Genomic DNA, 11,483 nt, shown 5'->3' with positions numbered 1-11,483 from the left:
TTGATTTCCTCCAGTGGAGTTGTGTTTGGTATTATCTTTGCCTCGACTCCGAGGTACCGTAAGGTTCTCCAAATCCTGTGGACGTATTGGCCCCCGTTGTCCATTATGACTATCATGCAATCACCTCACTCAAACTCTATCGTCGCGGGAGGCTTGTTGGTTACGTCGTAGAGCACCCTTCCGACCTCGGGAATCTCGCTCGTAATTCTGAAGGCTATTCTCTGGAGCACCTCAAAGGGGACGTTCATCGCGTTGGCGGTCATGCCGTCGAGGCTCTCCACAACGCGAACGGCTACCGTTTCTTTGTAGGCTCTTATGTCGCCCTGCACTCCAACGGTTTTAACGCCGAGAAGAACCGCGAAGGCCTGCCAGGGCTTTAGTCCAGCCTTTGCGATTTCCTCCTCGACTATTGCGTTGGCCTCCCTGACTATTGAAATCTTCTCCGGCGTCACCTCGCCGAGAACCCTGACCGCTAGCCCCGGCCCGGGGAAGGGCATGCGGTTGTATATCTTCTCCGGTAAGCCGAGCTCCTTCGCAAGCTCACGAACTTCGTCCTTGTAGAGGTCTCTCAGCGGCTCTATGAGCTTGAGGTTGAGCCTCTCTGGAAGACCGCCGACGTTGTGGTGGCTTTTGATTTTCCCCCTGCTCTCAATCCAGTCGGGAGCGATGGTTCCCTGGATGAGGAACTGGGCGTTTATCTCCCTAGCAACCTCCTCGAACACCTCAATGAAGACCCTGCCGATTATCTTCCTCTTCTCCTCGGGGTCGGTAACGCCTTTTAACGCCTCAAAAAAGCGCTCGCTGGCATCGATGTAGTGGAGGTTGAGGCCGAACTCGTCGCGGAAGGTCTTAACGACGAACTCTGGCTCACCTTTCCGCATGAAGCCTGTGTTGACAAAGACGGCGTGGAGTCTATCGCCTATCGCCCTGTGAGCCAGAACCGCAGCTGTTGAGCTGTCAACACCACCGCTGAGCGCTATGATGGCCCTCCCGTCACCGACGGTCTTCCTAATCTCCTCGACCTTCTCCATTATGAAGTTCTCCCACATGGGCACCACCTTTTACACGGGCTTTGAAATCTGGTTTATAAACCTAATCCGATTTTGCATCCTCACGTTAAAATCTCACCGAGCCTGTCCTCATCAAGGGCCCTCCTCAGCTCCATCGCGATTCTTCTGCCGGTGCTCACTGGTTTGTTGTAGCGGAGCCAGCTGTACGGGGAACCGTGGATAAAAGGATTCGTCCCGGCAACTATTCTCGCCGAAATCTCGAAGACGACAAACTCCAAATCCTCGGTGTAAACTCCTTCGAGGCAGAAGGGCCCCCAGAGACCACCCATCAGCTCTTCAGCCGCTTTGACCGTTCTCTCCCCGGCTTCAATGATGTCCATCAGCAGGCTCTCCCTTAGAACGAGCGGGATGTTTCCTATCACGGTGTAGTTGGTGTTAAGCTCTAGATCGAGCTGTTCTTTTGCCGGAATCCTTCCTATCGCGTCCACGTTGCTCTCGTACCTCCTATCAACGCTCATGAGCTCGAGCTCTCCGTTTAGCTTGGAGTAGAAGTAGTGCGGGTAAACTGGCACGCCGGGGACGTACTCCTGAATCTGGATGTTTTTCAGGTCTTCTTTATCGTGAACGCCGAGATTCTCAGCCTTCTCCCAGAAATCGGCCGGGCTTTTCGCCAGAAAGTAGCCCCTCCCTCCCTTGGCACCAAAGGACTTTACTATCACAGGCCCGTCTATCTCATCTGGGTCGTTGTAAACCCTCGGGAGGCGGAGCTTGGCCCTTTCCAGCCACTCCCTTTCTAGCGAGCGGTCGCTTTCCCATCTGAGAACCTCTTTGTTGCCGTAGTAGGGAACGCGCATTTTTTCGATGAGCTCGATTCCAAGGTGGGCGACGAAGGAACCGGTTGGAATCACAATTGCCTTAAGCTCAAGCAGTTCCTTCTCTGGGTAGGTTCCCTCGATGAAGTGGTCAGCGACCGGGAAATAGCGGGTGTAGAGGGGCTTAACTTTAGCTTTGCCGAAAGCTATTGTCTCGAAGCCCTCATCTTTAGCTCCCTTCAAAATCTGGAGGGCGGAATGAGATGCGTAGGTCGCTACCCTCATTCTTCTTCACCTAAAAGCCTCGGTAGGGACTCGTGAACCGCTTTAAGCTCGGAGACGGGCTTCTTGAGGAGCTCTTCGCCGTTCCAGAGAAAGACGGCGTTGCCTCCTCCGGTTCTCCCAATGACTGCAAAGTGCCTGAATAGGGCCTTCAGCTTGGCAAGGCTCTCCTCGGGGAATGCAACGATGTAGCGGCCATGACTCTCGCTGAAGGCAACCTCAAGCGGGTTTGAGGTTCTTGAAGGAACCTTCGAGAGTTCAGCTATGAAGCCAACGCCGTTAAGCGCCATCTCGGTCAGAGCTACCGCTATACCGCCCCTGCTCACGTCGTGGACTGCCCTGACGAGACCTTCTTGGGTGGCCCTCAGGATTCCCTTGGCGTTGGCCTTCTCCTCCTCAAGGTTGACGCGCGGGGCGAAGCCACCCTCGATACCGAGACTCACAAACAGCTCCGAGCCACCGAGTTCGCTCTCAGTCAGCCCAACCACTCCAATCAGGAGACCATCTTCGAAGTGTCCTTTTGGAATATTCTCAAGCCTGGTCTTCCCTAGGCCCGCAACGACCGGGGTGGGCTTTATCGGCCTTTCGGCAACCTCGTTGTAAAAGCTCACGTTCCCGCTCACGTAGGCCAGACCAAAGGCCTTGGCGGCGTCTGCCAGGCCCTTAACGGTCTCGGCGAAGCTCCAGTAGACTTCCGGCTTCTCGGGTGAGGCGAAGTTGAGGTTGTCAACTAGTGCTAAAGGTTCCGCCCCGACGCTCACGAGGTTCCTAACGGTTTCGGCAACCGCTCCCATAGCGCCGTGGTAGGGGTTCAGGTAGCTGTGGTTCGGGTTCCCGTCGGCAACGAAAGCCAGGCCGTACTCATCATTGATTTTAAGGACGGCCGCGTCCCTGCCAGGTTTCAAAACTGTCCTTCCCTGGACTTCGTGGTCGTACTGCTGCCAAATCCAGCGCTTGCTAATGACGTTCGGACTGCTCCAGACGAGGTCAAAGGCCCTTTCAAAGCCAACGTCGGGTGTCTCAACGGGCCTTTCCGCGCTGTAGGGCTTTAGTTCCCACTCAGTCGTGGGAACGCCTGTGAGCAGGTCAACCGGCAAATCAGCAACCTTCTCGCCATTCCAGTAGACTATATAGCGCGGCTCATTAATTACCTCTCCAATTACACTCCATTCGAGCTCGTACTTATCGAAAATCCTTCCAAGTTCTTCCACGCCCTCAGGCTTTACAGCGAAGAGCATCCTCTCCTGGCTCTCCGAAATCATGACCTCTGCCGGAGTCATGCCAGGTTCTCTTAGAGGAACTCTGTCCGCGTAAATCACCGCGCCGAAGCCCTTCTTTCCAGCCATCTCCGAGGAGGCACATGTTAAACCGCCACCACCGAGGTCCTTGAGGGCCCTGACCTTGCCGGTGTAGACGGCCTCAAGCGTCGCCTCGATGAGGAGCTTCTCGGTGAATGGGTCGGGAATCTGCACCGCGGAACGGTTTTCCTCCTCCGCGTTCTCGCTCAGCTCTTCGCTCGCGAATGTAACTCCGTGAATGCCGTCTCTCCCGGTTCTGTTGCCGACGAGGACGAGCTTTAAACCGGCCTCACTAACGTAGCTGTGGACGAGGTGCTCGGGCCTCATTATCCCGACGCAGGCTACATTGACGAGGGTGTAGTTATCTAAGCTCTCATCGAACTCGGTTTCGCCCCCAATGGTCGGAACCCCTATCCTGTTGCCGTAGTCTGCTATGCCCTTGACGACACCCTCGAAGAGGTATCTGTTGCGTTCCCTCTCCAGCGGGCCAAAGCGAATGGAGTCGAGAAGTGCTATTGGACGAGCACCCATGCAGAGTATATCCCTCACAATTCCACCCACTCCAGTCGCGGCACCGCCGTAGGGCTCGACAGCGGAGGGATGGTTGTGGCTCTCGATTCCAACGGCTATCCAGGTGTCCTCGTCGAACTTCACTATTCCGGCGTCTTCCCCCGGGCCGAGGACAACGTGCTCGTTTTCGGTCGGCAGGAGCCTCAGCCAGGGCCTGCTCGACTTGTAGGAGGCGTGCTCGCTCCACATGACCTCGAGCATGGCCTTTTCAACCTCGTTGGGCTCTCTCTTCAGGCGCTCGCGGATAAGTTTTTCCTCGTGCGGGAACACAGAATCACCTCCTCGCCCACTCCACCATGCTCCTGAAGAGCCTCAAACCGTCCTCACTCCCCAGAAAGCGGTCGCTCGCGCGCTCCGGGTGGGGCATGGTTCCAAGGACGTTGCCCCTCTCGTTGGCTATGGCGGCTATGTTGAGGACGGAGCCGTTGGGATTGACCTTCCCCGTTACATCGCCACTCTCATCGCTGTACTGGAAGACGATTCTGACCTTCGAGGGGTCGTCAATGTAATAGTTACCCTCCGCGTGGGCTATCGGCATTCTGATAACCTCGCCGGGCTCGTAAAGGGTAGTGAAGGGCGTTTCAGTGTCTTCAACGCGGAGCTGGACCCACCTGCAGAGGAAGCGCGGAACCCTGTTGGGCCTCAAAGCCCCGGGCAAGAGGCCGGCCTCAGTGAGAATTTGAAAGCCGTTGCATATCCCTAGAACGGGCCTTCCCTCGCGGGCGAACTCCTTAACCTCCTCCATTATCTCCTGCCGAGCGGCTATCGCTCCAGCCCTCAAGTAGTCGGCGTAGCTGAAGCCACCTGGAAGAACAACTCCATCGAAGTCCTTGAGATTAGCTCTGTACCAGACGCGCTCGGCCTCGGCTCCGGCCTTCCTTATGGCCCTCTCGGTCTCGAAGTCGCAGTTGGTTCCCGGGAAGACGATGACCGCGAACTTCACCATCTCAGCTCACCGGCTCGATTCTGTACTCGTAGTCGTGAATCAGCGGGTTCGCGAGTAGCTTCCTGCACATCTCCCTGACTTCCTCCTCCGGGTTCTCGCTCTCAAGCTCGAACTCGAAGCACTTCGGAACCCTGAGGTTTTCAACCGCGTAGCCGAGGTTCCGCAGGGCGTTTCCTATGACCCTACCTTCCGGGTCATTGAGACCTTCCCTGAGGCGAACGATGACAGTAACTCTCCACCTCATTCCGACCACCTCACGTGACCACCTTCTCAAGTTCGTCCAGCTCAAGAGCGCGCTTTATCTCAAGGGCAATCCTCCTTCCGGTGCTCATCGGCTTCCTCCAGAGGGCGTTTCCGTAGGGATGGCCGACGGCCATGTGAATGTTGGTTCCACCGCCGGTTCTTGGGGCGACGTCGTAGATGTAGAAGTTGAGGTCCTTGTCCACGGCCGTCTGAAGTGTAAACGGCCCGATTATCCCGGGCGGATAGTATTCCTGAGTGGCCTTGACGTACCTCTCTGCCATGTCAAAGACCTTCTCCAAAAGGCTCTCGCGGAGCGTCGAGGAGGCATGGCCTGTAACGGTGTACTCAGGCTCGAACTGGTGCTCCGGCAGGGTAAGTTGCTGGGAAGCTGGCAGGCGGACGTGGCCGTCTAAGCTCGTCTCAAAGCGCCAGTCTATGCCCAGAAGCTCGATTTCCTCATCAATCGGCGAGTAGAAGAAGTCGAAGTTGAAGACGGGGCCGATTATGTAGCGCTCTATCCTCGCTCCCACGAGGTCTTCTTCTGTAATCACGCCAAGCTTCTTCAGGCGTTCGGCCTTCTCGCGGAACTCTTTGTATGATGCCGCTGTAAAGAAGCCCCTCTCTAATCTCTTCTTTGCGTGGGGAAGCTTGACTATAACCAGACCGACCTCATCAATCTCCTCCGGCTTCACAGGTTCTGGGTACGGGAGTTTGGCCTTCTCAAGGAGCCAGTAGTAGCTCTTTTCCTCACTCCTCTCCTCGCTCCGAAGCAGGTTCCTGCTCCCGAAGAGCGGAACGCGGAACTCGTTCTCAACGCGGTCAATGCCGGTGTAAACGACGAAGGAGCGGTTCGGGACGAAGATAACGTTTCTCTTCACCAGCTCCTCCTGGACATTAACTATTTGGGCGAACTTTTCGAGGACAAGAACTTCGTCTATGAAGCCCTTGGTTAGGCCGTCCCTCGTCTTCCTTAGCTTGAAGTACTCGGCGTAAGTCCTGTGCCGTCCTCTCTGCGCAATGATGAGGACAGGCAAACCTTCCTCTTTGGCTCCATCTGCTATGTCCAGAGCGGAGTGGCTTCCGATAACGCCTACGGTTATCTTCTCGGGGTCGTACTTCTCAAGGATTCCCAGAATCTCTTCGCGGCGTATCACTTCAACCACCTCAGCAGGGGTTCGGCTCGAACTCTCTCCCCAGTTCTTTCATGAGCTTAATCCTCTTCCCAACGCTCTCCCCCGTCCCAACGTCCCTCCGGTAGAAAAGCTCGCCTCTTATGTGTGGAACCGCGCTCTCGGCAATCCTCTCGGCGTCCTCAAGGCTTTCCGCTATTCCCAGAACGGCTATCGCCCTTGAGCCGAGGAGATTAAAGCTCTCGTCTATGGAAGCGTAGTAGAGCCTCGCACCGGTCTCTTCAACAGCCTTCTCATTGACCTCGACCTTAACGCCTTTGACGGGGTTAGCTGGATAGCCCCTTGGAGCGAGATACTTCACGACTGTGGCCTTGCTTTCGAACTCCGCTTTTCTGAGGTTGCCGTCAACTATTCCCTCGGCTATCTCAAGCAGGCTCGTCTTCAGGAGCGGGAGGACGTTTATCGCCTCCGGGTCGCCGAAGCGGGCGTTATACTCTATGAGAACCGGGCCGTCTCTGCTCAGCATGAACTGGCCGTAGAGGATGCCTTTGTATGGTGTCCCCTCCCTCCTCGTGGCCTCGACAGTAGCTTTAAGCGTCTTAAGGGCCCTCTCGTAGTCCTCCTTCGTCACGAAGGGAAGCAAACCGTTTGGGCAGGAGTAACTTCCCATCCCACCGGTTATCGGACCCTCATCATTCTCGTAGGCGTGGGGGTAGTCCTGGGTGAGCGGTATTGGAACAACGTGCTTCCCGTCGCTGAAGACCTGAAATGTGAACTCAACGCCGTCCGTCCTTTCTTCTATAAGGACTCTCCCATCCCTCCTGATGAGCTCCTCGGCGTAGGCCTTTGCCTCCTCGTTATCATTCAGCTGGTAACCAACGACTTTGACGCCCTTTCCGCCCGTGAGGCCGATGGGCTTCACAACCACGGGCTTTCCGAAGTCGTCTATCCATGAGCGCATCTCAGTGACGTCGGTGAAGACGCGGAAGACCTTTCTCCCTGGGATTTTGTTGTGCTCCATAAAGGCCCTCGCAAAGGCCTTGTCTGTTTCGAGTTTTGCCGCCTCCCTGCTCGGGCCGACCGCTGGGACTCCGTTCTCCTCAAGGGTGTCAACAATTCCCTTTTCGAGCGGTGCCTCTGAACCTATGAAGGCCATGTCAACGCCGAACTTCTCGGCGTATTCCAAAACCTTCCCCACATCGGTTTCTTTTGCAAGACCGTACCCCTTTGCAAGCCTCGCCAGGCCCGGGTTTTTGTGATTTGAGACCACGTAGAGTTCGGCACCGCTCCTAACGAGAACCTCTCCAATCGCATGTTCCCTTCCGCCACCGCCTACAAGTAAAACCCTCATGAGCTTCACCATTTATATGTCAAAAACTTCGCTTTTTAAGATTTGTTTTTAGCTTTTTATGTCAATAACTATGTGTCCCCAATGAGCACTAAAATACCGGAAACCCATTTATAATCTGAGGAGGAATATATGGTGGGGGTCCTCATGAACGCCACAAGGAATGCACTCCAGATGCTCCCCGAGGGGGGTGTGCTATCGGTGATTCAGGTTGACCCTGAATCAAACGGGGAGCTTTTCTCACTTATGATGCTTAGGTATCTCCTTGAAAGAGGAGAGACTGTCTTTCTTTTTTTGTATGAACCCTTCAGAGTTTTTGAAAACAACGCAAAAAACGTAGGGCTTAACGTTAGGGAGTACCTCGGGAAAAACCTCCAAATCTTCGACGCCTTTGGAAGCGTTTACCATTTGCCCCGCAGGGAAAAGGGGATACACCAGCTCTCGGGTTATCTGGACGACTCTGTCTTCATAATAAAATTGAGGGAGTGGGCTATCAGAACCCTTGGGTTAGGTGGTTGGAACGATGTTTGGATATTTACGTATACTTCAACGGGAGTATGCAAGCTCTTCAGGAGACCCTATCTTGCTTGCAGAATGATTTGGGCAATGAGAGAAATTTTATCCGAGAAGACAGGGAACAGGGGGACAGTCTTAACGCTCTCCGAGCCGGAATGTCCGGAGATAAGTGACCTAGCATACGTCACCTCCGACGTTGTAATCGAAACCCACGTGGTCAATGGAAAGAGAATTGGGATAGTCACAAAGGGACTCAACGAGGGCGAGATACTCGAGCTCTTCGGAGGTGATTAAATGCTGTCCTGGGAGATTGATGCCCTCGATAAGGAACTCGGTGGTCTTAAGGAACATTCATTCGTACTTGTTCATGAAGCTGACCCTAGAGCGAGGGGGAAGGAGATTCTCTTCCACATCCTCAGGCAAAAACTAAAGAGAGGAAGCTTGGTAGGGTACTTCAACATATCTTACCCTGTACACATACTTATGAGGGCCTTCGAGATTTCGGGCATAGACGGAAGGAAATACCTTAAAAATGGAACCCTCGCAATAATAGACACCTTTGGGAGTTTCTATGACATAATCAGCGACGTCGAGGGAATCTGGTATCTAAAGGGTTCTCTCTCGGCAGACGTTCTTCCGGCAAAGTACGTTGAAGTCGTTGAGGCCCACAAGAGAAAATGGTCTGAAAGTGGGATGTTTGGTGGGAGGAAGCTCTATGGTTTCGCAATTGACGTCTCTGATTACATAGACATGCTTGGTGGGGAACTTGAGACCCTAAAATATCTAGAAATCTCAGCGGAGTTGAGGGCCAACGCGAGGGCTTACCGCGAGTACCCAAAGGGGACGAACTTCTGGCTCTGGGGTAGAAAAGGAAGCTCTCAGATTCTGGCTTCAGTTTACAGGAGGGCTACCTATGTCCTGCGCGTGAGGAGTGAACTGAGCGGAAACAGGGTCGTCAGGTATCTGGAGGTCCTTAAGGCCCCGGATATGAAGAGTGAGGTAATCAGGTTCACGTACCACTTCGATGGAAACGTTCCAGTTCTCGAACGTGTTTGATTTTAATCTGTTAATTTTTCCGGTATTTTTTTAAATTTTCGACTGTTCTATGTCAACGGTGATTGCCGTGAAAGTTCTGGTGGTGATGGGGAGTAAAAGCGATTCGCATATAGCCGAGAAGGTTACCGCAGTTCTCGATGAGTTCGGCGTTGAGTACGACGTTGAAGTGGCTTCGGCTCACAGGAATCCGAAGAAAGTAGAAGAGCTCGCGAAGAAAGGCTACGACGTCTTCATTGCGATAGCCGGGCTGAGTGCCGTATTGCCGGGTGTAATAGCGTCGCATACGGTTAAACCCGTCATAGGTGTTCCCGTCTCAGCCAAACTTGGAGGAATTGATGCGCTCCTCAGTATAGTCCAGCTCCCGCCGGGGGTTCCCGTGGCAACGGTGGGTATAGACAACGGGAAGAACGCGGCACTGCTTGCTATAGAGATTCTCGCTTTAAAAAACGAGAACCTGAGGAAGAAGCTCGAAAAATACAGGGAGAAAATGAGGAGCTGATTGCACTCTTTTCCATATTTTATGTAAGTCCATAATTTTATGTAAGTCTGATTCAAACGGGGGATGAGGGAAAACCCCCGATTCTTAATTCCATCCCCTCATTATTCGAGTCATCTCTGCGATTACAACTTCCTTATTCTAAACCCTGGGGCCTGATTTCATCCCAAGGGCTTACATAATGTAGATGAGCATAGGGTATTTTAAATTTTTCGGATATCTTCCAAAGCCTTAGAGCCATTGCACACACCGGTTCATTTTATTAAAGGTTGAAAAAGAGGCCTAAAGCGGGAATAAAACCAAAACTCAAAGGAAGTGCTTTCTCATCTCGTAATCTTGTCCATGCCAGTCCGACGAACGGGTTCTGAGCTCTATCGCGTGGGCAACCATCTCGGCCTTTCTCTTCGCTTCTCCAACACTTTTATCCCAGGCTATCGCCACACCGAGCCTCCTACCGGGATAGGCCTCGGGCTTCCCAAAGAGCCTGACGGTGGCGTTTGGAACGCTCAAGGCTTTGGTCAATCTGCGGAAGCGTGGAGAATAGCCGGAAACGTTGGCCTTTATGACGTGCGTTGCCGCTGGGATAAGAAGTGGGAAGAGCCGGTAGCCGTCAACCCACTCGCCGGGAATAGGAAGGCCGAGGACGGCCCTCAGGTGCAGTCCGAACTCCGAAAAGCCCGTCGGATGAGAGGCTAAAGTAACCATTCCTGTATCATGGGGCCTCGGGGAAACCTCGTTGGCCCAGACTTTATCACCCTTCACGAACATCTCGACGCCGAAAAGCCCAAGGCCACCCAGGACGTCTGTTATGCGCTTCGCCATCCTGTAAACCTCGCGCTCAGCTTTTTCCGATATTTCGGCCGGTTGCCAGCTGGAATGATAGTCACCGTCAATCTGGTAGTGGCCGATGGGCTTTGGAAAGGTTGTAACTATTTCCCCGCTCCCGTTGTAGTGCCTCACCGCCAACTCAGTTATCTCGACGTCGAAGTCTATATGCCCTTCTACGATTATCTTTTCGGCGCTACCCCTCGCCCTCTTCTTTGCCTCTTCCCATGCCTTCGGGACGTCTTCAGGGCCCTTAACGAAGTAGGAACCCTTTCCGCTGGAGCTCATTATCGCTTTGGTGTGACATGGGTAGCCTATCCTCTCGCAGGCCTCGTAGAGCTCATCGAGGGTCGTGGCGTATTCATAGCGGGAAGTCGGAACCTTCGCCTCCTTGGCAAGGGTCTCCCTCGTCCTCTCGCGGTGCATGGCTATCCACGTGGCTTTGGCATTTGGAACCACGAAGTAGCCGTCCTTTTCGAGCTCGAAGAGGGCATCAAGGTTTATCGCCTCTATCTCGGGGATTATCGCGTCGGGCTTTTCCCTCTCAATGACCGAGAAGATGAAGTCAGCATTACGCATGTCGCCGACGTAGGAGCGGTGGGAAACATGCATGGCCGGAGCGTTGGCGTAGCGGTCAACGGCTACAACCTCAACACCGAGCCTCTGGGCCTCAATCGCTATCTCCTTTCCGAGCTCTCCACTTCCGAGGAGGAGTATTTTTTGAGCGGAGTCCGTCATGGCAGTTCCAAGCTCATCACGTGGTCTAATCATCCTCACCACCTTAAAGTCACAATGTTTGACGTTAAAATGTTAAAATTCATAGATATTTAAGAATTTTTAGGCAAGAAAATGGCAAACTTTTTAAGCCCACCCCAGAACTCTCCCCCGTGGTGTCCATGTTGACCTATGCAGAGGCTGGAGTTGATGATGAAAAAACGGCCAGAGCTTTGA

11 protein-coding genes and 1 pseudogene are annotated in these 11,483 nt (G+C 53.7%); 3 read left to right on the top strand and 9 right to left on the bottom strand.

Annotation, left to right across the window (positions count from 1 at the left end):
* The 8 genes and pseudogenes from F7B33_RS05780 to purD all read right to left on the bottom strand — a co-directional run.
* Positions 1–116 (bottom strand): annotated as a pseudogene (locus F7B33_RS05780) (GMP synthase); the annotation flags it as partial.
* A 9-nt stretch (positions 117–125) separates the two neighbouring features.
* The gene (gene guaA, locus F7B33_RS05775) at positions 126–1,049 is read right to left on the bottom strand and encodes a glutamine-hydrolyzing GMP synthase (protein WP_297073710.1); all 924 of its coding nucleotides are present in this window, start codon (positions 1,047–1,049) and stop codon (positions 126–128) included.
* Positions 1,050–1,111: 62 nt separating this feature from the next.
* Positions 1,112–2,107 carry a formate--phosphoribosylaminoimidazolecarboxamide ligase gene (locus F7B33_RS05770; protein ID WP_297073706.1) on the bottom strand — a complete coding sequence of 332 codons (996 nt, stop codon included), beginning with the start codon at positions 2,105–2,107 and terminating at the stop codon, positions 1,112–1,114.
* A complete protein-coding gene (gene purL, locus F7B33_RS05765; RefSeq protein ID WP_297073703.1) occupies positions 2,104–4,242 on the bottom strand; it encodes a phosphoribosylformylglycinamidine synthase subunit PurL in 2,139 nt (712 codons plus the stop codon). The genes F7B33_RS05770 and purL overlap by 4 nt, the downstream gene beginning before the upstream one ends.
* Positions 4,243–4,246: 4 nt before the next feature.
* Positions 4,247–4,918, bottom strand: a complete 672-nt coding sequence (gene purQ, locus F7B33_RS05760; protein ID WP_297073702.1) for a phosphoribosylformylglycinamidine synthase I — start codon at positions 4,916–4,918, stop codon at positions 4,247–4,249.
* Between the two features lies 1 nt (position 4,919).
* Positions 4,920–5,162, bottom strand: a complete 243-nt coding sequence (gene purS, locus F7B33_RS05755) for a phosphoribosylformylglycinamidine synthase subunit PurS (RefSeq protein WP_297073700.1) — start codon at positions 5,160–5,162, stop codon at positions 4,920–4,922.
* Between the two features lie 10 nt (positions 5,163–5,172).
* Positions 5,173–6,315, bottom strand: a complete 1,143-nt coding sequence (locus F7B33_RS05750) for a formate--phosphoribosylaminoimidazolecarboxamide ligase family protein (protein WP_297073697.1) — start codon at positions 6,313–6,315, stop codon at positions 5,173–5,175.
* A 10-nt stretch (positions 6,316–6,325) separates the two neighbouring features.
* Positions 6,326–7,642, bottom strand: coding sequence for a phosphoribosylamine--glycine ligase (gene purD / locus F7B33_RS05745; protein ID WP_297073709.1), 1,317 nt, complete (start codon positions 7,640–7,642; stop codon positions 6,326–6,328).
* A 144-nt stretch (positions 7,643–7,786) separates the two neighbouring features.
* On the opposite strand from purD, the gene F7B33_RS05740 reads away from it, so the two are divergent.
* The 3 genes from F7B33_RS05740 (at position 7,787) to purE (ending at position 9,710) form a co-directional block, all read left to right on the top strand.
* Entirely contained in the window at positions 7,787–8,449 is a 663-nt protein-coding gene (locus tag F7B33_RS05740) for a hypothetical protein (RefSeq protein ID WP_297073694.1), read from the top strand.
* Positions 8,450–9,211 carry a hypothetical protein gene (locus tag F7B33_RS05735; RefSeq protein ID WP_297062978.1) on the top strand — a complete coding sequence of 254 codons (762 nt, stop codon included), beginning with the start codon at positions 8,450–8,452 and terminating at the stop codon, positions 9,209–9,211.
* Between the two features lie 67 nt (positions 9,212–9,278).
* Entirely contained in the window at positions 9,279–9,710 is a 432-nt protein-coding gene (gene purE, locus F7B33_RS05730) for a 5-(carboxyamino)imidazole ribonucleotide mutase (RefSeq protein ID WP_297062991.1), read from the top strand.
* A 303-nt stretch (positions 9,711–10,013) separates the two neighbouring features.
* Here purE and purT read toward each other — a convergent pair whose 3' ends face one another.
* Positions 10,014–11,303, bottom strand: coding sequence for a phosphoribosylglycinamide formyltransferase 2 (gene purT, locus F7B33_RS05725; RefSeq protein ID WP_297062990.1), 1,290 nt, complete (start codon positions 11,301–11,303; stop codon positions 10,014–10,016).
* Positions 11,304–11,483: the final 180 nt, after the last annotated feature.

The sequence above is a fragment of the Thermococcus sp. genome, assembly GCF_015523185.1.
Classification (GTDB): domain Archaea; phylum Methanobacteriota_B; class Thermococci; order Thermococcales; family Thermococcaceae; genus Thermococcus.
The sequence above is the reverse complement of the archived record's forward strand: the minus strand, read 5'-3'. Positions and strand labels throughout refer to the sequence as shown.

Coding starts and splice junctions, on each gene's coding strand:
- guaA (WP_297073710.1), bottom strand. CDS start 1,049: ATGTGGGAGAACTTCATAATGGAGAAGGTCGAGGAGATTAGGAAGACC.
- F7B33_RS05770 (WP_297073706.1), bottom strand. CDS start 2,107: ATGAGGGTAGCGACCTACGCATCTCATTCCGCCCTCCAGATTTTGAAG.
- purQ (WP_297073702.1), bottom strand. CDS start 4,918: ATGGTGAAGTTCGCGGTCATCGTCTTCCCGGGAACCAACTGCGACTTC.
- purS (WP_297073700.1), bottom strand. CDS start 5,162: ATGAGGTGGAGAGTTACTGTCATCGTTCGCCTCAGGGAAGGTCTCAAT.
- purD (WP_297073709.1), bottom strand. CDS start 7,642: ATGAGGGTTTTACTTGTAGGCGGTGGCGGAAGGGAACATGCGATTGGA.
- F7B33_RS05740 (WP_297073694.1), top strand. CDS start 7,787: ATGAACGCCACAAGGAATGCACTCCAGATGCTCCCCGAGGGGGGTGTG.
- F7B33_RS05735 (WP_297062978.1), top strand. CDS start 8,450: ATGCTGTCCTGGGAGATTGATGCCCTCGATAAGGAACTCGGTGGTCTT.
- purT (WP_297062990.1), bottom strand. CDS start 11,303: ATGATTAGACCACGTGATGAGCTTGGAACTGCCATGACGGACTCCGCT.